The 24855-nt window shown below is 70.3% G+C and carries 25 protein-coding genes and 1 pseudogene; 14 read left to right on the top strand and 12 right to left on the bottom strand.

What is annotated here, in order from left to right:
* The first annotated feature begins 17 nt into the window (after positions 1-17).
* On the top strand, positions 18-869 hold the full coding sequence (locus E4P42_RS01815) for a patatin-like phospholipase family protein (protein WP_371286971.1): 852 nt from the start codon (positions 18-20) through the stop codon (positions 867-869).
* Position 870: 1 nt separating this feature from the next.
* On the opposite strand, the gene E4P42_RS01810 is transcribed toward E4P42_RS01815, so the two are convergent.
* Genes E4P42_RS01810 through E4P42_RS01800 form a run of 3 tightly spaced genes read right to left on the bottom strand, consistent with a single transcriptional unit; the run spans position 871 to position 4080 of the window.
* Positions 871-1905, bottom strand: a complete 1035-nt coding sequence (locus E4P42_RS01810; protein ID WP_135122658.1) for a patatin-like phospholipase family protein — start codon at positions 1903-1905, stop codon at positions 871-873.
* 4 nt (positions 1906-1909) lie between these two features.
* Positions 1910-3619, bottom strand: a complete 1710-nt coding sequence (locus E4P42_RS01805) for a CocE/NonD family hydrolase (protein ID WP_135122657.1) — start codon at positions 3617-3619, stop codon at positions 1910-1912.
* A 14-nt stretch (positions 3620-3633) separates the two neighbouring features.
* A complete protein-coding gene (locus E4P42_RS01800; RefSeq protein WP_135122656.1) occupies positions 3634-4080 on the bottom strand; it encodes a lipoprotein LpqV in 447 nt (148 codons plus the stop codon).
* 119 nt (positions 4081-4199) lie between these two features.
* On the opposite strand from E4P42_RS01800, the pseudogene E4P42_RS01795 reads away from it, so the two are divergent.
* Together E4P42_RS01795 and E4P42_RS01790 are read left to right on the top strand one after the other, a co-directional pair.
* Positions 4200-4732 (top strand): annotated as a pseudogene (locus E4P42_RS01795) (cysteine dioxygenase family protein).
* A gap of 1 nt (position 4733) precedes the next feature.
* Positions 4734-5108: a rhodanese-like domain-containing protein gene (locus E4P42_RS01790; protein WP_135122654.1), complete on the top strand. Its 375-nt coding sequence runs from the start codon at positions 4734-4736 to the stop codon at positions 5106-5108.
* Here the strand turns inward: E4P42_RS01790 and E4P42_RS01785 are convergent.
* Genes E4P42_RS01785 through E4P42_RS01775 form a run of 3 tightly spaced genes read right to left on the bottom strand, consistent with a single transcriptional unit; the run spans position 5105 to position 8630 of the window.
* Positions 5105-6799, bottom strand: coding sequence for an alpha/beta-hydrolase family protein (locus E4P42_RS01785; protein WP_167759320.1), 1695 nt, complete (start codon positions 6797-6799; stop codon positions 5105-5107). The genes E4P42_RS01790 and E4P42_RS01785 overlap by 4 nt on opposite strands.
* Before the next feature lie 9 nt (positions 6800-6808).
* Complete coding sequence (locus E4P42_RS01780) at positions 6809-7582, bottom strand: enoyl-CoA hydratase (protein WP_135122652.1); 774 nt, start codon at positions 7580-7582, stop codon at positions 6809-6811.
* 10 nt (positions 7583-7592) lie between these two features.
* Positions 7593-8630, bottom strand: a complete 1038-nt coding sequence (locus tag E4P42_RS01775) for an enoyl-CoA hydratase/isomerase family protein (protein WP_135122651.1) — start codon at positions 8628-8630, stop codon at positions 7593-7595.
* 171 nt (positions 8631-8801) lie between these two features.
* Here E4P42_RS01775 and E4P42_RS01770 point away from each other — a divergent pair, with 171 nt between their 5' ends.
* Together E4P42_RS01770 and E4P42_RS01765 are read left to right on the top strand one after the other, a co-directional pair.
* Positions 8802-9650 (top strand): Bax inhibitor-1/YccA family protein, encoded by an 849-nt coding sequence (locus E4P42_RS01770; RefSeq protein ID WP_135122650.1) that lies wholly within the window; start codon positions 8802-8804, stop codon positions 9648-9650.
* A 162-nt stretch (positions 9651-9812) separates the two neighbouring features.
* Positions 9813-10655, top strand: a complete 843-nt coding sequence (locus E4P42_RS01765; RefSeq protein WP_135122649.1) for a hypothetical protein — start codon at positions 9813-9815, stop codon at positions 10653-10655.
* A gap of 61 nt (positions 10656-10716) precedes the next feature.
* On the opposite strand, the gene E4P42_RS01760 is transcribed toward E4P42_RS01765, so the two are convergent.
* Together E4P42_RS01760 and E4P42_RS01755 are read right to left on the bottom strand one after the other, a co-directional pair.
* Positions 10717-11934, bottom strand: a complete 1218-nt coding sequence (locus tag E4P42_RS01760) for an acetyl-CoA C-acetyltransferase (protein WP_135122648.1) — start codon at positions 11932-11934, stop codon at positions 10717-10719.
* 35 nt (positions 11935-11969) lie between these two features.
* Entirely contained in the window at positions 11970-12929 is a 960-nt protein-coding gene (locus tag E4P42_RS01755) for an SGNH/GDSL hydrolase family protein (RefSeq protein ID WP_135122647.1), read from the bottom strand.
* 181 nt (positions 12930-13110) lie between these two features.
* Between E4P42_RS01755 and E4P42_RS01750 the strand changes: the two genes are divergently transcribed.
* The 5 genes from E4P42_RS01750 (at position 13111) to E4P42_RS01730 (ending at position 17351) form a co-directional block, all read left to right on the top strand.
* Complete coding sequence (locus tag E4P42_RS01750; RefSeq protein ID WP_135122646.1) at positions 13111-14169, top strand: alpha/beta hydrolase; 1059 nt, start codon at positions 13111-13113, stop codon at positions 14167-14169.
* 29 nt (positions 14170-14198) lie between these two features.
* The gene (locus E4P42_RS01745; RefSeq protein ID WP_135122645.1) at positions 14199-15593 is read left to right on the top strand and encodes a cystathionine beta-synthase; all 1395 of its coding nucleotides are present in this window, start codon (positions 14199-14201) and stop codon (positions 15591-15593) included.
* 138 nt (positions 15594-15731) lie between these two features.
* Positions 15732-16136, top strand: coding sequence for a CD225/dispanin family protein (locus E4P42_RS01740; protein WP_135122644.1), 405 nt, complete (start codon positions 15732-15734; stop codon positions 16134-16136).
* Positions 16137-16143: 7 nt separating this feature from the next.
* Entirely contained in the window at positions 16144-16569 is a 426-nt protein-coding gene (locus tag E4P42_RS01735) for a DUF2752 domain-containing protein (RefSeq protein WP_135122643.1), read from the top strand.
* A gap of 50 nt (positions 16570-16619) precedes the next feature.
* Complete coding sequence (locus E4P42_RS01730) at positions 16620-17351, top strand: RDD family protein (protein WP_135122642.1); 732 nt, start codon at positions 16620-16622, stop codon at positions 17349-17351.
* 7 nt (positions 17352-17358) lie between these two features.
* Here the strand turns inward: E4P42_RS01730 and E4P42_RS01725 are convergent, their stop codons facing one another.
* A complete protein-coding gene (locus tag E4P42_RS01725; protein ID WP_135122641.1) occupies positions 17359-18525 on the bottom strand; it encodes an acyl-CoA dehydrogenase family protein in 1167 nt (388 codons plus the stop codon).
* A 42-nt stretch (positions 18526-18567) separates the two neighbouring features.
* Between E4P42_RS01725 and E4P42_RS01720 the strand changes: the two genes are divergently transcribed.
* Complete coding sequence (locus E4P42_RS01720) at positions 18568-19728, top strand: cystathionine gamma-synthase (protein ID WP_135122640.1); 1161 nt, start codon at positions 18568-18570, stop codon at positions 19726-19728.
* Here the strand turns inward: E4P42_RS01720 and E4P42_RS01715 are convergent.
* The 3 genes from E4P42_RS01715 to E4P42_RS01705 all read right to left on the bottom strand — a co-directional run bounded on the left by E4P42_RS01715 (position 19714) and on the right by E4P42_RS01705 (position 21560).
* On the bottom strand, positions 19714-20376 hold the full coding sequence (locus E4P42_RS01715; protein ID WP_135122639.1) for a GPP34 family phosphoprotein: 663 nt from the start codon (positions 20374-20376) through the stop codon (positions 19714-19716). The genes E4P42_RS01720 and E4P42_RS01715 overlap by 15 nt on opposite strands.
* Before the next feature lie 37 nt (positions 20377-20413).
* Positions 20414-20908 carry a transcription elongation factor GreA gene (gene greA, locus E4P42_RS01710; RefSeq protein ID WP_135122638.1) on the bottom strand — a complete coding sequence of 165 codons (495 nt, stop codon included), beginning with the start codon at positions 20906-20908 and terminating at the stop codon, positions 20414-20416.
* 229 nt (positions 20909-21137) lie between these two features.
* Positions 21138-21560, bottom strand: coding sequence for a DUF4307 domain-containing protein (locus E4P42_RS01705; protein ID WP_135122637.1), 423 nt, complete (start codon positions 21558-21560; stop codon positions 21138-21140).
* Between the two features lie 140 nt (positions 21561-21700).
* Between E4P42_RS01705 and mca the strand changes: the two genes are divergently transcribed.
* From mca to E4P42_RS01690, 3 genes are read left to right on the top strand one after another with little or no spacing between them, the layout of a single operon-like run.
* Positions 21701-22576: a mycothiol conjugate amidase Mca gene (mca, locus tag E4P42_RS01700; RefSeq protein WP_135122636.1), complete on the top strand. Its 876-nt coding sequence runs from the start codon at positions 21701-21703 to the stop codon at positions 22574-22576.
* Positions 22569-22856, top strand: a complete 288-nt coding sequence (locus tag E4P42_RS01695; RefSeq protein WP_135122635.1) for a hypothetical protein — start codon at positions 22569-22571, stop codon at positions 22854-22856. The genes mca and E4P42_RS01695 overlap by 8 nt, the downstream gene beginning before the upstream one ends.
* Positions 22843-24852 (top strand): thioredoxin domain-containing protein, encoded by a 2010-nt coding sequence (locus E4P42_RS01690; protein WP_135122634.1) that lies wholly within the window; start codon positions 22843-22845, stop codon positions 24850-24852. The genes E4P42_RS01695 and E4P42_RS01690 overlap by 14 nt, the downstream gene beginning before the upstream one ends.
* The last annotated feature ends 3 nt before the right edge of the window (positions 24853-24855 follow it).

Raw genomic sequence — 24855 nt, 5'->3', positions numbered from 1 at the left:
CTGGCACACTGCCGGCTGTGACCACGCGAGCACTGGTGCTGGCCGGCGGCGGAATCGCGGGCATCGCCTGGGAGACCGGGGTGCTGTGCGGGATCGCCGACGAATCGCCCGCCACCGCCGACGCGCTGTTGGGTGCGGACATCCTGGTCGGCACGTCGGCCGGGTCGACCGTCGCCGCGCAGCTGGGCAGCGGGCTGACCATCGCGGCGCTCTACGAGCGGCAGCTGGCGTCGGCGTCGGCGGAGATCGATCCCGGGGTGAGCATCGAGGGCATCACCGACCTCTTCGTCACCGCGATGATGCAACCCGGCCTCACGGTCACCGAGAAGCTGCAGCGCATCGGCGAGATCGCGCTGCGCACCCCCACAGTCCCAGAACCCGTGCGCCGCGCGGTGATCGAGCAGCGCCTGCCCGTCCACCGGTGGCCGGAGCGGGATCTGCGGATCACCGCGATCGACACCGCCACCGGCGAACTGGTCACCTTCGACCGCGACGCCGGGGTCGGCCTGGTCGACGCCGTCGCCGCCAGCTGCGCGGTGCCCGGGGTGTGGCCGCCGGTGACCATCGGCGCGCGGCGGTTCATGGACGGCGGCGTGGGCAGCACGGTCAACATGGCCGTCGCCGCCGACTGTGACGCCGCGGTGGTCCTGGTGCCGTCGGGCCGGTCGTCGCCGTCACCGTTCGGCAGCGGCGCGGTCGCCGAGGTCGACTCCTTCCCGGTGCCGACGGCCGGTGTCTTCGCCGACGACGAGTCGCTGGCCGCGTTCGGTGCGAACCCGCTCGACCCCGCCTGCCGCATCCCGTCCGCCCGGGCCGGCCGGGTGCAGGGCCGGCGGGTGGCTGCCGAGATCGCCGCGTTCCTCGGCTGACTCAGGGGGCGAGCAGCGGCGTGAACTCCGGCTTTTCGTAGTGGTCGAGCGCGTCGCGGGCCAGCTCCCGGCCCACCTCGATGACCTCGGCGGCGCGGTGGAAGTCCAGACTGCGGCTGACGGTGCGGGGCACCTCGATCAACAGGTCCGGCGGATATGCCGCCAGCGTGTGACGCGCCAGCGCCGCCTGCGCGATGTCGATGGTGCGGTTCATCACCTCGAAGCTGCCGAGTTTGGGCACCGGGATCTCGCGGGCCGCGTCGACCAGCTGGTCGGCACTGCTCTCGCCGTCCTCGGCGTCGCCGGCCCCGGAGTCGGGAGCGTCCACCGTCCCGAACCGGTTGAGCATGGACTGCACCGCGGGCGTATCGAGCACCGCGCGCGCCGATTTCGAGTCCAGTAGCGCGGAGGTGCTGCGCAGCAACCGGTTCAGCCAGTCGGCGGTCGGATTCGCCTCGGTGTCGTCGGGTTCGGCCCGGCCGCCGGATTCGCTGCCGCCCAGACTCACCGCGATCGTGACGTCGGCGTTGACCGCGGCGACCGGCGCCATCGGCAGCGGGTCGAGGATGCCGCCGTCGGCGAGCAGCCGGCCGTCGAGCACGTGCGGGGTGATGACGCCGGGAATCGCGATCGACGCGCGGATGGCCGCGTCGACCGGGCCGCGCTGCAGCCACACCGAGCGGCCCGCGATGAGGTCGGTGGTCACCGCGGTGTAGGGGACCGGCAGATCCTCGATGCACACGTCACCGAGGATGTCGCGCACGGCGTCGAGGATCTTCTCCGCCCGCAACACGCCGGCCGCGGTGATGGACGGATCGAGCAGGCGCAGAACCGCCCGCTGCGTCAGCGATTTCGCCCATTCGGTGTACTCGTCGAGCTTGCCCGCCGCCTGAAGGCCGCCGACCAGCGCACCCATCGACGACCCCGAGAGGCCCACGATCTCGTAGCCGCGCTCCCGCAGCTCGCCGATGACGCCGATGTGCGCATAGCCGCGGGCACCCCCGCTGCCGAGCACCAGCGCGACACGCTTGGTCATGGCGTCATTGTGCGCCGCCGCCGATCACCGGGACCAGCAACCGGGCGTCGCGGCCCGGCCCCCAGTGCAGCGTGCAGCGTCCGCGCGGCCCGCGGGCGTACGCCGCGGGGAACTGTCCGGACAGCGGGTTGCGGAGCCACAGCCAGCGGCCGGCCACCACCAGCCGCACCTGCTCACCGGCACGGAACAGCGTCGCCGAGGGACCGAGCGGAATGTCCACCTGCACCACCTCACCCGGGACCAGCGGCGCCGGGATCGTGTACGTCGGCACCGGTTCGAAGGGGCGCGACTGGTGGGCGTCGAGTGCCCGAAGCGATGCCCGCAGCCACCCGGTGGTGACGCGGTCGCGGCCGAACCCGTAGGAGCCCTCGAACGGTACGAACCGCCCGGCGCGCCACTTCTCGACCCCGACGAACAGGTCGACGTCGTCGGCGCCGTCGACGGAGACGAACAGCCGCACCGCCATCGGTCCGGTGAGTTCGAGGTCGCGCGGAACGGTCCATCCGAACCGCGCGCCGCCGCTGCGGGTGTCGAATGTCAGCGCGCCGTCGGCCGGTGCGGTGTCGGTGCTCAGCCCGTCGTCGCACAGGTGCAGCGGCGTCCACACCGTGTCCGGCAGCGGCCAGCCCGGTGCGTCGCGCACCGCCACGACGCGGTCGCGGCTCTCCCGCACCTCCAGCCGGACCGGCGGCAGGACGGCCGTGTCGCCGCCGCGCAGGTGACGGTCCAGGAACGCCAGTTGCGCGCGCCGGGCGTCGTCGGCGTAGAACGTCGCCCACTTCCCGCCGCGATGGGTGTACAGGTGCCGCTGCGGCGAGGAGATCGTCTCCCAACCCCGGATCGAGCCGCGGCTGTGCAGGTTGTTGTCGGAGAAGCTGCCGCAGATCAGCGCGGGCACCTCGATGTCGGCGAGCCGCGGCACCAGCGAGCGCCAGAAGTCGTCGCGCAGCGGCCGTTCGGCGTTCTCGCCACCCAGGTCGTACGCCAGCCGCGCCTGACGCAGCCCCCTGCTCCACATCCGCACGAACCCGACCTCACGGATCCCGCCCGGGCGCAACAGGTCTCGGTAGGCGTCGGTCATGCCCTCCCACGGCACGATCGCGCGCAGGTGCGGTGGGCGCAGTGCGGCGGCCTTCCACTGCGAGATCGCCAGGTATGACACCCCGATCATGCCGACCGCGCCGGTGCTCCACGACTGGGTGGCCGCCCACTCGACGAGGTCGTAGACGTCCGCGCCTTCCTGGTCCGACAGCAGCGCGCCGACGCCGTCGGAGTGCCCGGCGCCGCGCAGGTCGGCGTTGATCACCGCGAACCCCTGTGCCGTCCACCACGCCGGGTCCGGCGCCTCCCAACTGGTCAGCGACGAGAACCGGATACGACCGGTCTGGCGCAGCGCCCGGTACTGGAACGGCAGCGAGAAGCCGCCACGGCGCCGGGGCCGCGGCACGTTGTCCTTGCCGTAGGGGTGCGCGCAGAGCAGCACCGCGTGCGGGCCGTCGCCGGGCGGCAGATGCACGTTGACCCGCAACACGGTGCCGTCGCGGGTCGGCACCGCGACGTCGCGGTCGATGCGGACGGCACCCGGTTCGGGTTCGTGGACGTCGACCGACGGGCGCACCAGCTGCCCGAGCCGGTGCAACGCATACCGGGCGGCGCCGGGACGGCGCCACGGCCGGTCCGGTCCGGCCCTGTCGTCCTGTGGAGTTGTGCGCACCGTGATCCGAACCGTCAGCCGCACAACTGGTCGGCCGCGGCCTCCACCGCCACGATGACCGCCGCCTGCCGGCCCGGCTGCAGCTGCGACCACGGCGTGCCGAAGGTGCCCGGCCCTGCCGAGTCACTGCGCTGCAGCTCCGCCAGATACGGCTCAACCTGCGTCTTCGGATCGCCACCGCGTTCGGTGAGCCAGATGCGGGCGGCGTTGCAGGCCTGGAAGTACTCCTCTTCGGTGGACTCCGCGGGCGCCCCCACCGCGGTGGTGACACCGTCGGGTGACGTGCCGACCGCGCCGGGCGCCGCGGTGCGCGCCTCGGTGGTGGCCGTCGTGCTTGCCGTGGTCTGGGCCTGCGACGACGTGGTCGCCGGAGTGCTGTCGCCGCCGGACGAACAGCCGGCGAGCGCGGCCGCACCGGCGAGTGCGAGGGTCGCGAGAAGGCCTGCGGGGTACCTGCGCATACCGCCAATCTATGCAACACTGGCGGCCGTGATGGAGCGGACCACGGTTGTGGAGTGTTGTCGGGCCTGACGCCCACCCTCGCCACCGTCCGTCCTCACGAAAGCTTCCTCCATGCCGTCTGCGCATACCCTGCTGCTCCCCGCCGCCGTCCCCGCCGTCTCCGCGCCGACCCGGCTGCGGCTGCCTGATCTGCTCCACGCCACCGACCGGGAAGCCGACGCCGTGCTCAGCGGCCGCTACGACCACGTGCTGCCCGCCGGCGGGGTACCGCGCGACGACCGCTGGTACGCCCGGCTGGCCGGTGACGACGAACTCGACGTCTGGCTGATCAGCTGGGTGCCCGAGAAGTCGACCGAACTGCACGACCACGGCGGCTCCCTCGGCGCGCTCACCGTGGTGTCCGGATCGCTGGCCGAAACCCGCTGGGCCGGTGATCGTCTGCGCCGTCGCCGGCTGACCGCCGGCGACCAGGCGGCGTTCCCGCTCGGCTGGGTGCACGACGTGGTGTGGGCGCCGGATACCGTCAGCACCCCGACGCTGAGCGTGCACGCCTACTCGCCGCCGCTGACCGCGATGTCCTACTACGAGGTGACCCCGCGGAACACGCTGCGCCGCAACCGCACCGAACTCACCGAAGCGCCGGAGGCCTGACATGACCAGCCGCATCGACGCGGTGCTCGCGGCCGCCAGGGCCCGGCTGAACCGCCTGCCCGCGCACGCCCTGCCTGCCGCGCTGGCCCGCGGCGCGCTGCTGGTCGACATCCGTCCGCAGGCGCAACGCGCTCGCGAGGGTGAGGTGCCCGGCGCGCTGATCATCGAGCGCAACGTGCTCGAGTGGCGCTGCGACCCCACCAGCGACGCCCGGCTGCCGCAGGCGGTCGCCGACGACGTCGAATGGGTGATCCTCTGCTCGGAGGGCTACACCTCCAGCCTGGCCGCCGCGGCACTGCAGGAGCTCGGGCTGCACCGCGCCACCGACGTCATCGGCGGCTACCACGCGCTGGTGGCCGAAGGCGTTGTGCGCTAACTGTTCTCGTCGGCGTGCAGCAGCGGACGCAGCCGTTCGGTCTTCTCCGGTGTCCAGCCCGGCGGCTGCAGGATCGCCGCCCAGGCGTTCGCGACGTCCTTGATGTAGCGGTGGCCGTGACCGTCCGGAACGTCGACCGCCACCGCCATATCAGCAGACACCTGCAGGAACGTCACCACCGGGATCCACTTCATCCGGGCGGTGCGGTCGTAGCCCGGGGGTTCCTGCAGCCAGTCCGGCCGGGCGAAGAGCAGGTCCGGGTTCCACCACGAGATCGGGTCCGAGGCGTGCTGCAGATAGACCACTCGCGGTGTGCCCCAGGGTCGGTCGGGGCGATCGAGATTGTCCGGGCGCGAGACGAATCGCACGTTCTGCCCGGAGTCGAAGATCGGCAGCCATTCGGGCGATCCCGGGTCGCGCTCGCGCGTCAGTTGCGTCCAGATGGTGTTCTTGAATGTCGGGCCGGAGAACAGGGCGCCGTCGGTGCGGGCGACGAGGTTGTTGAGCGCCAGGAACGGCGCCTCACCGCCGAACGAGCCCAGGCTCTCCCCGAACACCACCAGGCGGGGCCGCTGGTTCTCGGGCCGCTCGCGGATGAGCTGGTCGACGGCTTCGAACAGGGCCTGCCCGGCCTGGCGCGCGTTCTCCTGGTCGACCAGGAACGACAGCCAGCTCGGCAGGAACGAGTACTGCATCGACACGATCGCGGTGTCGCCGTTGAACATGTACTCCAGCGCCGAGGCCTCGGCCTCGTTGATCCAGCCGGTGCCGGTGGTGGTGGCCACTGCGACCACCTCGCGGTCCAGCCCGCCGGTGCGCAGCAGTTCCTGGGCGGCCAGCGTGGCGGTCGCGCGGATGCCGTCGGCCGAGTTGAGGCCGGCGTAGGCGCGGATCGGCTCGGTGGCCGGGGCGCCGTTGAACGCCGTCAGCTCCTGCACGGTCGGGCCGCCGGCGACGAAGATGCGGCCCTGATGCCCGAGGGACTCCCAGCTGACCAGCGACTGCGGCCCGCCGGAGCGCAGTGCGGTGTCCGGCGCCGCGAAATCCGGGTCGGTCTCGTCATTGATCGTCTCGAACGTGTTGTTGATCGCGCTCATGGCCCCCCGCACCACCACGCCGTTGAGCAGCGCGATGGTCAGCGCCAGCAGCAGTCCTACCGCGATGACCGCTGAAATCCGGGGCGGGGCAACGCGGTTGAGTTGGCGCACCAGGAACCGGACCACGATGCGGACCAGCTGACCGATCTCCACGAGCGCGAACAGCACGACGATCGACAGCACCGCGGCCAGCGGATGGTCCCAAAAGCCCAGGCGCGGAACGCCCATCAGATCCCGGATCTGGTCCTGCCAGACGTGGAAGTACACGATCATCAGCACCTGGCCGATGACGCCGGCGATGACGAGCACCACCCACGCCCACCCGGGGGCGCGGGGACTGTCGGGTTTCGAGCGCATGTAGCGCACGAGCCACACCGCGAAGACACCGATGCCGTATCCGGCGGCGCCGGCCGCGCCGCTGACCAGTCCCTGGAACAGCGGACCGCGGGGCAGCAACGAGGGGGTGAGGGAGAACCAGACGAAGACCAGGCCGGTGGCGGTGCCGAAGAACGTGTAGTGGCGCAGCCACCACGCCCGCTTCTGTGGTGGCCGTTCCTGCGGAGGTGCTTTCTCGATGACCGCCGCGTCGCTCACCAGTGCACTTTAACGATGCGTGAAGTTGGCGGGGCGTTTCTCGCTGAACGCCGCCATGCCTTCCTTCTGATCCTCGGTGGCGAACGCCGAGTGGAACAGTCGGCGTTCGTACAGCAGGCCCTCGGCCAGGCTGGACTCGAAGGCGCGGTCGACCGCCTCCTTGGCCATGCGGGCGGCGTTGCGCGACATACCCGCGATGGTGGCGGCGACCTCGGCGGCCTCGTCGAGCAGTCGGTCGGCGGGCACCACCCGCGACACCAGCCCGCTGCGTTCGGCCTCCTCGGCGCCGATGGTGCGGCCGGTGAGGATGAGGTCCATCGCCTTGGCCTTGCCGATCGCCCGGGTGAGGCGCTGCGAACCGCCCATGCCGGGCAGCACGCCCAGCTTGATCTCTGGCTGGCCGAACTTCGCGGTGTCCGCGGCGATCAGGATGTCGCACATCATCGCCAGCTCACATCCGCCGCCCAGCGCGTAGCCCGCCACCGCGGCGATGGTGGGGGTGCGGGTCGCGGCGAAGGAGTTCCACAGCGCGAAGAAGTCGGCGGTGAACACGTCGGCGAACGACAGGCTCGCCATCTCCTTGATGTCCGCGCCCGCGGCGAACGCCTTCTCGCTGCCGGTCAGCACGATCGCGCCGATGTTCTCGTCGGCGTCCAATTCGGCTGCGGCGGTGGTGACCTCGGTCATCACCTGGGTGTTGAGCGCGTTGAGCGCCGTGGGCCGGTTCAGCGTGATCGTGGCGACCCGCCCCTCGCGGGTGACGAGGATGGTCTCGTAGTCCATGGCTACTCCTTTACGGGAACGTGACGTCGGGGTCGGCGGGCTGGAAGTAGGCGTCGACGTCGGATTCGGTGACGTCGGCCACCGAGGCGGGGGACCACTTCGGGTTGCGATCCTTATCGACGAGCTGGGCGCGGATGCCCTCGACGAGGTCGTGCGAGCGCAGCGAGGCGCACGACGTGCGGTACTCCTGGCGCAGCGCGTCCTCGAGCGTGTCCAGGTCCTTCGCCTGCCGCACCGCGCGCAGAGTGACCGCGAGCGCGATGGGGGAGCGCGACGCGATCAGCTCGGCCGCGTCGTTGGCCGGCCCGGCGTCGTGTCCGCGCAGCGCGGCGAGGATGTCGGCGACGGTGTGCCCGGCGTAGCACTCGTCGATCCAGTCCCGCTGAGCCAGCAGGGGACTGGCCGGCGGTTCCTGCGCGTGGGCGGCCAGCGCGGCGTCCACGCCGTCGGCGATCAGCCGGTCGGCGAAGGCGGGCAGGGCGTCGTGGGCCACGAAGTGGTCGGCGAACCCCATCGCGATGGCGTCGGCGCCGGAGAAGGGCGCGCCGGTGAGCGCGGCGTGCAGCCCGAGTAGGCCCGGCGCCCGGGACAGCAGGTGGGTACCGCCGACGTCGGGGATGAAACCGATGCCGACTTCCGGCATCGCCATCTTGGTGGTGTCGGTGACGACGCGGATGCCTGCGTGCGCGGCGACCCCGACGCCGCCGCCCATCACGATGCCGTCCATCAGCGCGACATACGGTTTCGGGTACCGGCCGATGCGCGCGTTGAGCTGATACTCCTCGAACCAGAACCGGCGCGCATCGTCGCCTCCGGCCTTGGCGCTGTGATAGATCGCGACCACGTCACCGCCCGCGCACAGCCCCCGTTCCCCGGCGCCGGACAGCAGCACGGTGTGGACGCTGTCGTCGCGCTCCCACCCGTCGAGCGCCTCGGTCATCGCCGTCACCATGCCGTGCGTCAGCGAATTGATCGCCTTCGGCCGGTTCAGGGTGAGGTGGCCGACGCCGTTCGCCACGGTTACTAGGACATCCTCGTTTTCCGCCACGGATATGCAATGTAGATCGTTGCCCGCCCGCCGCGCGCGACGGGTAAGGTTTCGCTCGACTGGCCTGGGAAGTTCCTGTGAACGATTTCCGCTCCACGGGAACTTGCGCCGGGCCGTCGATCGTTGATCGTGTGTTCGTCACTATCGAACCACCTATGAGAGGACCCGACGGTGCGCGAGAGCAGCAACCCGGTATTCCGCTCCCTGCCGAAGCAGCAGGGCGGATACGCGACATTCGGTACCGGAGCCGCCGGCTACGGTGCCCAGCAGGTACACGCTGAGCCTCACACCACTCAGTACCCGGAGCAGACCGGCGTCGCCCGGCCCATGACCATCGACGACGTGGTGACCAAGACGGGCATCACGCTGGCCGTGCTGTCGGCCGTCGCCGTCGTCTCGTACTTCCTGACCGGCATGAATCCCGGCCTGGCCATGCCGCTCACCCTCATCGGTGGCCTCGGCGGCCTCGTCGTCGTGCTGATCGCCACCTTCGGCCGCAAGCAGGACAACCCGGCCGTCGTCCTCACCTACGCCGGCCTGGAAGGCCTGTTCCTCGGCGCCATCTCGTGGGTGTTCGGCAACGTCGTCGTCGCCGGTGGCAGCGCGGGTGCGCTGATCACTCAGGCGCTGCTCGCCACGTTCGGCGTCTTCTTCGGCATGCTCGTGGTCTACAAGACCGGTGCCATCCGCGTGACGCCGAAGTTCACCCGCATGATCGTGGCCGGCATGTTCGGTGTGCTGGTGCTGATGCTCGGCAACTTCCTCCTCGCCATGTTCGGTGTGGGCGGCGGCGAGGGCATGGGCCTGCGCAGCGGCGGCACCATCGCGATCATCTTCTCGCTGGTCTGCATCGGCCTCGCGGCGTTCAGCTTCCTGATCGACTTCGACGCCGCCGACCAGATGATCCGCGCCGGCGCGCCGGAGAAGGCCGCCTGGGGCGTCGCCCTCGGCCTGACCGTCACGCTGGTCTGGCTGTACCTGGAGATCCTGCGGCTGCTGAGTTACTTCCAGAACGACTAGCAGCCCCCGCGAGGGAAGCCCGGCACCGGTGGTGCCGGGCTTTCTGTTTGTTGGGTGTTGTTGACGTTGATTTTGTGCACAGATCGTGATTCGTCCACATTCGGCGATCTGTCTGCAAAGTCAACGGGTGAACGCGTCGGTGCACCGCCCGAATCTGCCGTCATGCTCGATCAACCCTTCGTCGGCACGGAGGCACTGCACGCGGGCCTGGTCCGTAAGCACCAATTGCGCGCGCAGTTCCGCACCGTCTTCCCGAACGTCTACGTCCGCCGCGACGCCACACTGACGCTGCGCGAGCGCGCGAGGGCCGCCTGGCTCTGGTCTCAGCGGCGGGGAGTCCTCGCGGGGTTGACCGCGTCCGCACTCCACGGCGCCAAATGGGTTGACGACACCGAGCCCATCGAGATGATCCTCAATCGCAGCCGACCGCCTGAGGGCCTGCGAACATACGCCGCGTCGCTTCCTGATGCCGAACGCTGCCTCCTCGGCGGTCTTCCCGTGACCACGGTCGACCGCACCGCCTTCGACATCGGGAGACGCAGGGTCGACGAAGCAGTCGCACGACTGGACGCCCTGGCCCGGGCCACCCGATTCGACGTGGCGGACGTGCAACAGCTCGCGATGCGCCATCCGCACACCCGGGGTCTACGCCGACTCGAGACAACGCTGGACCTCGTGGACGCCGGGGCCGAGTCGCCGAAGGAGACGTGGCTGCGCTTGCTGCTCATCCGCGCCGGATATCCGCGGCCGCGCACCCAGATTCCGGTGCTCAGCCCCGACGGTGCCCGCAGGTACTACCTCGACATGGGGTGGGAAGACACCATGATCGCCGCCGAGTACGACGGCGATCACCACCGCACGACCAAGGAACTCTTCGCCTACGAGATTCGACGCCTGGAGGACATCGCAGCGGTCGGTTGGCACGTTGTACGCGTTGCGGCACGCACTCGCGAGTCCGACGTGCTGGACCGGGTGCAGCGGGCGTGGCGGCTACGCGCGTGTTGACTCTGCACACAGATCGTGAAAACACGCCAACCGGCGATCTGTGTACAGAGACAACGCAAAATCAGCTGAGGCGCTCGATGATCATCGCCATGCCCTGGCCGCCGCCCACGCACATCGTCTCGAGACCGTACTGCTTGTCGTGAGTCTGCAGATTGTTGAGCAGCGTGGCGGTGATGCGGGCGCCGGTCATGCCGAACGGATGCCCCAGCGCGATCGCGCCGCCGGACACGTTGAGCTTGTCGAGATCCATGTCCAGGGCGCGGGCCGAGCCCAGCACCTGCACCGCGAACGCCTCGTTGATCTCGTAGAGGTCGATGTCGCCGATGCTCATCCCGGCGTTCGCCAGCGCCTTCTTCGACGCCTCGATCGGGCCCAGGCCCATGATCTCCGGCGACAGCCCGCTCACACCGGTCGAGACGATGCGCGCCAACGGCGTCAGCCCCAGCTCCCGGGCCTTGGTGTCGCTCATGATGACCACCGCGGCGGCGCCGTCGTTCAGCGGGCACGCATTGCCCGCGGTGACCGTGCCGTTCGGCCGGAACACCGGCTTGAGCTGGCTGATCTTCTCGTAGGTGGTGCCCGCGCGCGGCCCGTCGTCCTTGCTCACCACCGTGCCGTCCGGCAGCGTCACCGGCGAGATCTCGCGGTCGAAGAAACCGCTGTTGATGGCCTCCTCGGCGCGGTTCTGCGACCGCACGCCCCAGTGGTCCTGGTCCTCACGGCTGATCCCGGTGTGCAGCACGACGTTCTCCGCCGTTTGGCCCATTGCGATGTACACGTCCGGCAGCGCGCCGTCCTCACGCGGGTCGTGCCACTCGTCGGCGCCCGCGGCGGATTGGTCGGACCGCGCCATCGCCTCACCGAACAGCGGGTTCTTGGTGTCGGGCCAGCCGTCGGCGGCGCCCTTGGCGAAGCGCGACACCGTCTCCACGCCGGCGGAGATGAACGCGTGGCCCTCGCCGGCCTTGATCGCGTGGAACGCCATCCGCGAGGTCTGCAGCGACGACGAGCAGTACCGGTTCACGGTGGTGCCGGGCATGAAGTCGTAGCCCAGCTGCACCGCCACCGCGCGGCCGATGTTGAAGCCCGACTCACCGGCGGGCTGCCCGCAGCCCATGATGAGGTCGTCGATGTCGTGCGGGTCGAGCGACGGCACCTTGTCCAGCGCCGCGCGCACCATCTGGGCGGCGAGGTCATCGGGCCGCATGTCGACCAGCGAGCCCTTGTTGGCGCGGCCGATCGGCGAACGCGCGGTCGAGACGATGACGGCTTCAGGCATGACGGCTCCTCAGTCGGCTGCGAATAGCTGTGAACCTAGCTTGCCGACGACACCACGGGTGCGGGCACCCCGGTGGTGCGACGCCACAGTCGCGTGATGCCGGCGACCTTGGCCACCAGCGTGCTGACGTCGGCCGCGCGGGTGCGCAGCGCGTCGGCGGGCGCACCGTCGGGACCGCACTCGCCCAGCGCCTCGCACAGCGCGGGCAGCAACTGGCTGGCGGCCAGCGCGTACCCGGCCGCCGACGGGTGGAACATGTCCTCGGAGAACAACACCTCGGGCTGCCGGTAGAACTCAGGCGCCAGCAGATCGGAGAACGGCACCGCCACCCCGCCCTCGGCGCGCACCGCGTTCGCCTGAGCGCGTGCCAGCCGCAACCCCCGGCTGCGGGTCACCCAGCGCAGCGGCTGCGGGATCGCGGTGATGACGCCGAAATCGGGACACGTGCCGACCACGACGACCGCGCCAGCCGCGCGCAACCGGCGCACCCCGGCGCCCAGCCGCCGCGCCGACGGGCCGATGCCGTTGGGCCGGGTGATGTCGTTGGCGCCGATCATGATGACCGCGGCGTCCGGCGGCGGGCCGGCCACGAACATCGCGTCGATCTGCCCGGACAGCCCCTTCGAGGTGGCTCCGACGATCGCCTTGGTGCTCAGCCGGATCCGCTTGCCGGACTGTTCGGCCAGGCCGCGGGCGATCAGCACCCCGGGCACCTCGTCAGCCACCCGGCAGCCGTACCCGGTGGCGGTGGAATCGCCGAAGATCATCAGGTGCAGGTCGAATTCGACACCCCGCTGCCAGCGCTGCACCGGTCCGCCGCCGGGGGAGTAGACGCCGTCCGCCCGTGGCGGGACGTCCCACGCCTTCGGGATCACCTGGCGGGCCTGGTCGGCCTGTCCGGTCAGCAGGTTGCGGGCTCCGACATACGCGGTGGATGCGAGCGTGGCCGCGGCCGCCAGGGCGACGGTCGACCGACGCGGTGCATGGAAGCCCACGAGAACCAGTCTAGGGACCGACGGCGTGGCGAATCTGAACCGCCGATCACAGTGCGGTATCAACTCCGGGGTCAAATTTGTTTAGACCATTGTGATACCGGTTACAGATGCGAAGCTAAGTTACGGAGATTGGCTGAGTAGCTGAGCAACCCGCACTACAACGGCGTAGAAGGTGGTGGCGATGACCGCACCGAGTAAGGTTCCCAGCTCTTCGTATGCTGGCATTCGCGCAGCTGGGCCGCATAAGAAGCCGCGTTTCCCGGTTAGCGACGGTGCGCCGGTCGAGGTACACGAGGACGGGCCGAGCATCGCCGCGCGAGTCATGGCGCTGGCTGCGCTGATGACGATCAAGCCAACTCTGACCATCGGTAGCCTGGCGCCGAAACTGCCGTGGCCGTGGGGCGTCGTCGACTTCGCCTGCCGCGTCCTGCGCCCGGTGCCCGGCACCATCCGCGCCACCATCTCGCTGCCCAACTGCACCGCCCAGCTGGTCCGCGCTCCCGGCGTGCTGCCGGCCGACGGTAAGCGCAGCGTGATCCTCTACGCCCACGGCGGAGCCTTCCTGACCTGCGGCGCCAACTCGCACAGCCGGCTGGTGACCGCGCTGTCCAAGTACGCCGACAGCCCCGTGCTGGTGGTCAACTACCGGATGATCCCGAAGAACTCGGTGGGCCAGGCCGTCGACGACTGCTACGACGCCTACCAGTGGCTGCGGCGCAAGGGCTACGAGCCCGACCAGATCGTGCTCGCGGGCGATTCGGCGGGCGGCTACCTGTCGCTCGCGCTGGCCGAGAAGCTCCACTTCGATCTGCAGCCCGAGACGCCCGCCGCGGTCGTGACCATGTCGCCGCTGTTCGAGATCGACAACACCGCGCGGGCCAACCACCCGAACGTGCGCAGCGACGCGATGTTCCCGGCCAAGGCGTTCACCGCGCTGATCGAGCTGATCGAGCACGCCGGTAAGAACAACATCATCAACGGCCAGCCCGAGAAGATCTACGAACCGCTCGACCACATCGAGCCCGGGCTGCCGCGCACGCTGATCCACGTGTCGGGCTCGGAGGTGCTGATCAGCGACGCCCGCAAGGCCGCGCGCCTGCTGGCCGCCTCCGGCGTGCCCGTCGAGGTCCGGGTGTGGCCCGGTCAGATGCACGTGTTCCAGCTGGGCGCGCCCATGGTGTCCGAGGCGACGCGCTCGCTGCGCCAGATCGGCGAGTACATCCGAGAGGCCACCTGGTGACCATTCGGGCGGCCTGACACGATGGAGTCATGCGGATCGCCCGGCACGTCAGTGAGCTCATCGGTAACACCCCTCTGGTTCAGCTGAACTCGGTGGTGCCCCCGGGGGCGGGCACCGTCGTCGCCAAGATCGAGTACCTCAACCCCGGCGGCAGCTCCAAGGACCGCATCGCGGTCAAGATGATCGACGCCGCCGAGGCCAGCGGGCAGCTCAAACCGGGCGGCACCATCGTCGAACCGACCTCCGGGAACACCGGCGTCGGCCTGGCGCTGGTGGCCCAGCAGCGCGGCTACAAGTGCGTCTTCGTCTGCCCCGACAAGGTCGGTGAGGACAAGCGCAACGTGCTGCAGGCCTACGGCGCCGACGTCGTGGTGTGCCCGACGGCCGTGCCGCCGGACCATCCGGACAGCTACTACAGCGTCTCCGACCGCCTGGTCGCCGAGATCGAGGGCGCCTGGAAGCCCGACCAGTACTCCAACCCGATGGGGCCCGAGTCGCACTACGAGACCACCGGTCCGGAGATCTGGGCCGACACCGACGGGAAGGTCACGCACTTCGTGGCCGGCGTCGGCACCGGCGGCACCATCACCGGCGCGGGCCGCTACCTCAAGGAGGTCTCCGGCGGGCAGGTTCGCATCGTCGGCGCCGACCCGGAGGGTTCGGTGTACTCGGGCGGCACGGGCCGGCCGTACCTCGTCGAGGGCGTCGGTGAGGACTTCTGGCCGTCGGCGTACGACCCGGCGGTGCCCGACGAGATCATCGCGGTCTCCGACGCCGACTCCTTCGAGATGACACGGCGCCTGGCGCGCGAGGAGGCGCTGCTGGTCGGCGGGTCCTGCGGCATGGCCGTGGTGGCCGCCATCGAGGTCGCGGTCAAGGCGGGTCCCGACGCGCTCGTCGTGGTGCTATTGCCCGACGGCGGGCGTGGCTACATGGCGAAGATCTTCAACGACGCGTGGATGTCGTCCTACGGCTTCCTGCGCAACCGCCTCGACGGCTCGATCGAGCAGCCGACGGTCGGAGATGTGTTGCGGCGCAAGTCCGGTGCGCTGCCCGACCTGGTGCACACCCATCCGTCGGAGACCGTGCGCGACGCCATCGGGATCCTGCGGGAGTACGGGGTGTCGCAGATGCCGGTCGTCGGCGCCGAGCCGCCGGTGATGGCGGGCGAGGTGGCCGGCAGCGTCTCCGAGCGGGAGCTGCTCTCGGCGGTGTTCGAGGGCCGGGCGAAGCTGGCCGACGCCGTCGCCGAGCACATGAGCCCGCCCATGCCGTTGATCGGCGCCGGTGAGTTGGTCAGCACAGCGGCCAAGACGCTGCGCGAATGCGATGCGGTGATGGTGGTCGAGGAGGGCAAACCCGTCGGCGTGCTCACCCGCCACGATCTGCTCGGTTTCCTCTCCGACGGCAACACGCGGCGGTAGCGCGGGCACGAAAACGAACGCAGGTCGGCGCGACGTTTCGTCGCGGTGAAGATCGGTTCCGAAACCCTTGTGCGCTACGGCTTCCTGGGTACTGTTAGCTGGCTCATCTCCAGCTGACGGTCACATCGGAAGGCGTTCATGACTGAACAACCGCCACAGCCCCCCGGCAACTACCCGCCTCCGCCTCCCGGTGGATACCCGCCGCCTCCGCCGCCGCAGGGTGGCGGATATCCGGCACCGGGATTCGGCCCACCGGGATTCGGCGCACCGGGATTCCAGCCGCAGGGTCCGCCGCCGGACAACAATCTCGTGTGGGCCATCCTGGCGACGGTTCTGTGCTGTCTTCCGCTGGGCATCGTGGCCATCATCAAGTCGACTCAGGTGTCGGGGCTGTGGGCACAGGGCCGCTACGACGAGGCACACAAGTCCGCGGCGGACGCCAAGAAGTACTCCATGTGGGGCGCCATCGCCGGTGTGGTCGTGATCGTCGTCTACGTGATCCTGGCGCTGATCGGCGGCATGGCCAGCGTGGGAACCTTCTGATCGCTTGATGACCCTGCGGCACACGCTCGTGCAGTTCCGCCTCGGCGCGCCACTCGGTGTGGCCGCCTTGGCGGGATGTGCGTGTGTCGCGCTCTGGGTCGGCGACCCGACAGTTCCGGGCGGGCCGTTACCGGTCTGCCCGACCAGGGCGCTGTTCGGCATCGCGTGCCCCGGTTGCGGTGCGCTTCGAATGGCGTACTCGCTGATGCACTTCGATGTCGCCGCCGCGCTGCGCTTCAACGCCGTTGCGGCGATCGCGGTCGTTCTGCTGCTGTGGGCGTACGTCGCCTGGACCTACGGCCGGCTGACGGGCCGGCGAATCCGGAGCTGGCAGCATCACCGGTGGTCGGCGGCGATCACCCTCACCGTCGTGCTGGTTTGGTTCCTCATGCGAAATCTGCCCTTCGAGCCGTTCCGATCGCTATACATCTAGACGTGCCCAAGGCGGGCGACCACGCTCTCTAGGAGAAGAGGAGCACACCGATGACCGATCAGCCGGCATCACCCGGTAACTATCCGCCGCCGCCGCAATCCGGCTACCCGCCGCCCCCGCCCGGCGGTTACCCGCCGCCTCCGCCGCCCGGCGGCGGCAGCTACCCGCCTCCGCCGCAGAGCAATATGCCGCCGTCGGGCTATCCCGGTGGGCCGCAGGGCAATTATTCGCAATTCAGCGGCTTCGGCCCGACCGGGCCCGCGCAGGTGCTGCCGCAGGACGCCTACACGTCGTGGTTCACCCGCGTGCTGGCCTTCATCATCGATTACGTCCCCGTGCTGATCCTGCAGGGCATCGGCTACGGCATCGCGTTCGGCACCGGGGACACCGTCTGCGTCGACAGCGAATACGGCTACGGCGGCTCGTGCGCGAGTTCGTTCTCCGCCGTCGGCTCCATCGTGCTGGCCCTCACCTCGCTGCTGACGCTGGCCTACGTGATCTGGAACTACGGCTACCGCCAGGGCACCACCGGGTCGAGCATCGGCAAGTCGGTGATGAAGTTCAAGGTGGTCAGTGAGAAGACCTGGCAGCCGATCGGATTCGGCATGTCGATCGTGCGCCAGATCGCCCACTTCGTCGACGCCGTCATCTGCTACATCGGCTACCTGTTCCCGCTGTGGGACCGCAAGCGTCAGACGCTGGCCGACAAGATCATGACGACGGTGTGCGTGCCGACCGAGCAGTCCCCGGCCGCGCCGCAGCACCAGCCCTACACGCAGTAACGACGGATCAGCGGAAGGCGCTGACGCCCGTCAGCGCCTCTCCGATGACCATCTGGTGCACCTCCGAGGTGCCCTCGTAGGTCAGCACCGACTCCAGGTTGTTGGCGTGCCGCAGCACCGGATACTCCAGCGTGATGCCGTTGGCGCCGAGCAGTGTGCGGCACTGCCGGGCGATCTTCAGCGCCTCCCGGACGTTGTTGAGCTTGCCGAAGCTGACCTGGTCGGGCCGGATGCGTCCCTCGTCCTTCAGGCGGCCCAGGTGCAGCGCGAGCAGCTGCGCCTTGCCCAGCTCGACGGCCATGTCGGCGATCTTGGCCTGGGTCAGCTGGTAGGCCGCCAGCGGCTTGTCGAACACGTCGCGGCTGCCGACGTAGTCCAGCGTCGTCTCCAGGCAGTCCCGCGCGGCGCCCACGCTGCCGAACACGATCCCGAAGCGCGCCTCCGACAGGCAGGCCAGCGGCCCCGACAGCCCCCGCGCCTGCGGCAGCTGAGCGTCGGCGGGTAGCCGCACGTCGTCGAGGTGCAGCTCGGAGGTGTTCGACGCGCGCAGCGACAGCTTGTGTTTCATCTCGCGCCCCGTGAAGCCCTCGGTGCCCGCCGGCACGATGAAGCCCAGCACCCCCTCCTCGGCCCGCGCCCACACGATCGCGATGTCGGCCTCCGAGCCGTTGGTGATCCACATCTTCGACCCGTTGAGGATCCAGTCCGAGCCGTCGCGGCGGGCGGTGGTGCGCATGCCGCCGGGATTGGAGCCGAAGTCCGGCTCGGTCAGGCCGAAGCACCCGATCACGTCGCCGGTGGCCATCGCAGGCAGCCACTGCGTGCGCTGCTCCTCGCTGCCGTGGTGGTGGATCGCGAACATCGCCAGCGAGCCCTGCACCGACACCATGCTGCGCAGTCCGCTGTCGACGGCCTCGAGCTCCTGGCAGACCACGCCGTACGCCGTGGCCGTCGAGCCGCCGCAGCCGTAGCCCTCGAGGTGCATGCCGAGCAGCCCGAGCTTGCCGAACTCCGAGGCCAGCTCACGCACCGGGACCTCGCCTGCCTCGAACCACTCCGCCACATGCGGCCGCAGCCGCTGCTCGCCGAAGCGGCGCACGGTCTGGCGCAGCTCGCGCTCCTCGGGCGCGAGCATCGCCTCGGTGTCCAGCAGGTCGTCGATACGCACGGTCATGGCTCCATTCCTACACCGCGTTTCGCTAGGCTCGGCGGTGTTATGAGTGAACAGCGCAAGGGCCACCGGCTGGCCACCAAGGCCATCCACGCGGGGTACGCCCCGGACCCCTCCACCGGTGCGGTCAACACCCCCATCTACGCCAGCTCCACGTTCGCCCAGGACGGCGTCGGCGGGCTGCGCGGCGGCTTCGAGTACGCCCGCACCGGCAATCCGACGCGCCAGTCGCTGGAGTCGGCGCTGGCGGCGGTGGAGGAAGCCCGGTTCGGCCGCGCGTTCGCCTCCGGCATGGCCGCCACCGACTGCGCGCTGCGGGCGCTCCTGCGCCCCGGCGACCATCTCGTCATCCCCGACGACGCCTACGGCGGCACCTTCCGCCTCATCGACAAGGTGTTCACCCAGTGGGGCATCACCTACACCGCGGTCGCGCTGTCCGACCTCGACGCGGTGCGCGGCGCGATCACGCCGGAGACCCGGCTGATCTGGGTGGAGACGCCGACCAACCCGCTGCTGTCGATCGCCGACATCGCCGGCATCGCGCAGATCGCCGGCGGCAACAACGCGAAGGTGTTGGTGGACAACACATTCGCCTCCCCGGCGCTGCAGCAGCCGCTGCTGCTCGGCGCCGACATCGTGCTGCACTCGACCACCAAGTACATCGGCGGCCACTCCGATGTGGTCGGCGGCGCACTGCTGACCGACAACGAGGAGCTCGACGCCGCATTCGCGTTCCTGCAGAACGGGTCCGGCGGGGTGCCCAGCCCCTTCGACGCCTACCTGACGATGCGGGGCCTCAAGACGTTGGTGCTGCGGATGCAGCGGCACAGCGAGAACGGGATGAAGGTCGCGGAGTTCCTCGCCGACCATCCCGCGATCTCGTCGGTGCTCTACCCGGGACTGCCCGGACACCCCGGCCATGAGGTGGCGGCCCGCCAGATGAGCGGCTTCGGTGGCATGGTCTCGGTGCGGATGCGCGACGGCGCCCAGGCCGCCCGCGACTTCTGCGCGCGCACAGGGCTTTTCATCCTCGCCGAATCGCTCGGGGGAGTGGAGTCGCTGATCGAGCACCCCGGTGCGATGACCCACGCCTCGACGGCCGGGTCGCAGCTGGAGGTGCCCGAGGACCTGGTGCGGCTGTCGGTCGGCATCGAGGACGCCGCCGATCTGATCGCCGACCTCGAGCAGGCGTTAGGCCAGCGCTGACCGCACTGCCGACGCGGTGACGGCGAGGTTCACCTCGGCCAGGCCCGTCGGCTGCTCGTCGACCCAACTGCCCATCGCGATCTCGCCGGCGCGGCCGTGCACCCAGCGCCAGCCGCGGTCGTTGAGGCTCAGCAGCGCGCCGAGTCCGTCGACCGCGTGCAGCAGCGTGATCGCCGCCGCGGTGGGCGGTGCGGGCGGGCGCCGGTCGAACAGCGCCGAGAGCAGTTGCGAACGGGCGTGCGCGACACGTTCGCGGTGGGTGAGCGGCCACGCGTAGGTCTTGCCGAACCGGTTGCCCGGCAACCGGACCCGCGTGATCTGCCCGCTGCGCTCGAGGTGCCCGAGCAGGGTCTCCTCGGTGGTGCGGCGGAGCTTGTCGATCGCGGCCTGCGGGCGCAGCGGCCGGCGCTGCAGCAGACGGAAGGCCGGCTCGGTCACCGGGTCCAGGGGTCGCTGCGGGGTCAACGCGATGAGACGGCCCGCCTCGACGGGGTCACCGTCGACGGCGGGCCGAATCACACAGGCATGCGCCAGGTCCAACAACACCGCCGCGGTCAGCACCCGATCGCGCCGGGCCTTGTCCAGGCCCGGTTGCGCGGCGGCGTTGTCCAGCAGCAGCAGAAGCAGTTCCTCTGCGATCTGCGCCATAGCCGGACAATATCCGGCGACCGGCGGCGCCGGCGCGTCAGGAGTGGTAGGGCTCCGCGCTGATCAGCGTGACCTGGACGGTGCTGCCGCTGGGCACGGTGTAGGTGCGGGTCTCGCCCACCTTGGCGTCGATCAGCGCGCCACCGAGCGGCGAATTCGGCGAGTACACCTCGAGCTTGCCGTCGTTGACGGCCTGCTCACGGGTGCCGATCAGGAACGTCTCGGTGTCGCTCTCGTCACCGTCGTAGTAGACCTTCACCACGGAACCGGGCAGCGCGACACCGGACTGCGTGGGCGATTCGCCGACCTTGGCGTTGTTCAGCAGTTCCTGCAGCTGACGGATGCGGGCCTCTTCCTGGCCCTGCTGCTCGCGCGCCGCGTGGTAGCCGCCGTTCTCGCGCAGGTCGCCCTCTTCACGCCGGTCGTTGATCTCGGCGGCGATGACCGGACGGTTGGCGATCAGCTGATCGAGCTCCGCCTTCAACCGGTCGTATGACTCCTGGGTCAGCCACGTGACCTGGGTATCAGTCATGTCTGTCGCGCTCCTGTCGTCGTTGTCTCGCGCTGTGTTTCGCGTACGAAAGTCATGTGGGGGTCTGGCCGGGGACTCGTGGCGTGTATTGCCGCCTCCCCCGTCGCGAAGATGCGCGTAAATGCAGCAATACACGGCCCCAGCCGGAACCGTGTACCAGTCGATGGTACCACCGCGGTACCGCCGGAATTTCACGAATTCGCAGTTCGGCGTTTGTTGTGCGGTGCGGTCAGGGCGCCACCAGGTAGGGCGGGACGTCGGTGCCGCACCCGTACACGTCGCCCACCGCCGGCGGCCGGCTGGTCTTGACCACCGTCGTCACCTGCACCGTCGCCTGCTCCGACGGAGCGACCAGCACCTCGCGCCTGCCGGTTTCGCTGCCGTCCTTCGAGCGGGCCCGCACGATGCACACCACCGGCCGTGAGGGGTCCTCGCGGGTGACGCTGACCGTCACCTCCACGGTCTGTTCGTCGATCAGCCGGTAGGCGCCCAACTCACCCTCGACCTCCTGGCCTCCGAACCGCTGGGAGGCGATCACGGCCACCCCGAGCCCGGCCGCCACGACCAGCACCGCGAGCGCGGCCAGCAGCAGCCGGCGCGACCGGGTCGACAACCGCTGCCGCCCGTAGCGGGCGGCGGGACGTTCGATCATGGCGTTAGGGGTGCCCGTCGGTCGTAGAGCTGGGACAGGACTGGAACTATAGAGCGCAACGGCTGCGACCTCGAAGACGAGCCCGGACGCCGACCGGCCCGGGGCATAGACGCGATGACGCCGTAGTTAGATGAGAAGAGATGAATGAACTGCGGTTGATGGCGGTGCACGCGCATCCCGACGACGAGTCGAGCAAGGGCGCCGCGACCATGGCCAAGTACGCCGACGCGGGCGCCCGCGTCATGGTGGTGACGCTCACAGGCGGTGAGCGGGGCGACATCCTCAACCCGGCGATGGACCTGCCCGAGGTGCACGGCCGGATGGCCGAGATCCGGCGCGACGAGATGGCCAAGGCGGCCGACATCCTCGGCGTCGAGCACCACTGGCTGGGGTTCGTCGACTCCGGGCTGCCCGAGGGTGACCCGCTGCCGCCGCTGCCCGAGGGGTGTTTCGCGCTCGAGCCGCTGGAGCGCCCCACCGAGGCGCTGGTGAAGGTGATCCGCGAGTTCAAACCGCACGTGCTGACCACCTACGACGAGACCGGCGGCTACCCGCACCCGGACCACATCCGCTGCCACGAGGTGTCGCTGGCGGCGTACGAGGCGGCCGGTGATTACCGGATGTTCCCGGACGCGGGCGAGCCGTGGAACGTCTCGAAGCTGTATTACATCCACGGGTTCCTGCGGCAGCGGATGCAGCTCCTGCAGGACGAGTTCGGCAAGCACGGCCTCGAGGGTCCGTTCGCCAAGTGGCTCGAGCACTGGGACCCGGACAAGGACATTTTCGACAAGCGCGTCACCACCCGGGTGGAGTGCGCGAAGTACTTCCCGAGGCGGGATGACGCGCTACGCGCCCACGCCACCCAGATCGACCCGAACAGCTTCTTCTTCGCCACCCCGATGGAGTGGCAGGAACGGCTCTGGCCGACCGAGGAGTACGAGCTGGCCCGCTCCCGCGTCCCGGTCACCCTCCCCGAGACCGACCTGTTCGCCGGTATCGAGGTCGACGATGACTGACGCCCTGCTGGTCGCCACGGAGCTGTTCGCCCAGGAACAGCCCCGCGACACCGGGCCCGATTTCGGCAAGGCCAGCCCGTTCGGCCTGCTGGTCGTGGCGGCGCTGCTGGTGGCGGTGTTCCTGCTGGTGTGGTCGATGAACAAGCACCTCAAGCGGTTGCCGGAGTCCTTCGACCCCGAGCATCCCGAACCGGATCAGGCCGTCGACGACGGCACCGTGGAACTCGACGCCGACCCGGACACCCCGAACACCGGGAAGTCCGCGCGTGAGTCCGGCTGAGCCCGCGGGCAACGAACTCGGCGGGTCGACCAGCCCGTATCTGCGCCAGCACGCCGGAAACCCCGTGCACTGGCGGGAGTGGACGCCCGAGGCGCTGGCCGAGGCCGCCGCCCGCGACGTGCCGGTCCTGCTGTCGATCGGCTACGCGGCGTGCCACTGGTGTCACGTCATGGCCCACGAATCGTTCGAGGACGCCCAAGTGGCGGCGGCGATGAACGCCGACTTCGTCTGCATCAAGGTCGACCGGGAGGAGCGGCCGGACCTCGACGCGGTCTACATGAACGCCACCGTCGCGCTCACCGGTCAGGGCGGCTGGCCGATGACGTGTTTCCTCACTCCCGACGGGCGCCCGTTCTTCTGCGGCACCTACTACCCGAAGCCCCAGTTCCTGCAGCTGCTCGCCGCGGTCGCCGACACGTGGCGCCAGCGCCGCGGCGAGGTGGAGAGCGCCTCCGATCAGATCGCCGGCGAACTGCGCAAGATGGCCGGCGGGCTCCCCGGCGGCGGGGAACCGGTGCGTCCCGCACTGTGCGACTCCGCCGTGGCCGGGGTGCTGCGCGACGAGGACACCGTACGCGGCGGGTTCGGGGGTGCGCCGAAGTTCCCGCCCTCGGCGCTGCTGGAGGCGCTGCTGCGGCACCACGAACGGACCGGCTCGGCGGCGGCCCTGGCCGCCGCGCAGCGCACCGGGTCCGCCATGGCCCGCGGCGGCATCTACGACCAGCTGGCCGGCGGCTTCGCCCGCTACAGCGTGGACAACGCCTGGGTGGTCCCGCACTTCGAGAAGATGCTCTACGACAACGCGCTGCTGCTGCGGTTCTACGCGCACTGGGCCCGCCGCTCCGGCGACCCGCTCGCCGTGCGGGTGGCGGGGGAGACGGCCCGCTTCCTCATCGAGGACCTGGGCGACGGCGGCATGTTCACCTCGTCGCTGGACGCCGACACCGACGGCGTCGAGGGCCTGACGTACGTGTGGACCCCGGCGCAGCTGCGCGAGGTACTCGACCCCGACGACGCCCGCTGGGCGGCCGACCTGTTCACCGTCACCGACGCCGGCACGTTCGAGCACGGCACGTCGGTGCTGCAGCTGCTCACCGACCCCGACGACCCGGCCCGGTTCGAGCGGGTCCGCGCGGCGTTGACGGCGGCGCGGTCGATCCGCCCCCAACCCGGCCGCGACGACAAGGTCGTCACCGCGTGGAACGGGCTGGCGATCACCGCGCTGGCCGACGCCGCGGTGGCGCTGGACCGGCCCGACCTGCTCGCTGCCGCCGAGGCGTGCGGACGGTCCGTGCTGAACCTGCACCTGGTCGACGGCCGGCTGCGCCGCGCGAGCCTCGGGGGACGCGTCGGCGACAGCGCCGCGATCCTCGAGGACCACGCCGCGCTGGCCACCGGACTGCTCACGCTGTACACGGCGACCCGAGAGCCGTCGTGGCTGGACGCCGGGTTGGCGCTGGTCGACCTCGCACTCGATCACTTCGCCGACCCGCAGCGGCCGGGACGGTGGTTCGACACCGCCGACGACGCCGAACAGCTGATGCTGCGCCCCGCCGACCCGCTCGACGGCGCGACCCCGTCGGGGGCATCGTCGATCGCCGAGGCGTTGCAGATGGCCGCGCACCTGGCGCCGGCGGCGCGGGCCGAGCGCTACGCCGAGGCCGCCGAGACGACGCTCGCCGCGGCCGCGCCGATCCTCGAACGCGCGCCACGTTCCGGCGGGCACTGGCTGGCGGTCGCCGAGGCGGCGGTGCGCGGCCCGATCCAGATCGCGGTGGCTTGCGACCCGGCGCAGTCCGAGCTGCTGCGCCTCGCGCGCCGACTGGCGCCGGGCGGTGCGATGGTGGTCGGCGGACCGATGGATTCCTCGGAACTGCTGGCCGGCCGCGACCGCGTCGGCGGGGCCGACGCCGCCTATGTGTGCCGCGGCCGGACGTGCGACCTGCCAGTCACGGGTGGCGAGGAACTCGCGGCCGCGCTCGGCGTCGCCGTGTAGCCT

Origin of the sequence: Mycobacterium sp. PS03-16, from assembly GCF_004570325.1 — a bacterium.
In the GTDB taxonomy this organism is placed as follows: Bacteria; Actinomycetota; Actinomycetes; order Mycobacteriales; family Mycobacteriaceae; genus Mycobacterium.
Note: the sequence above shows the minus strand (reverse complement) of the source record. Positions and strands in the feature narration are given on the sequence as shown.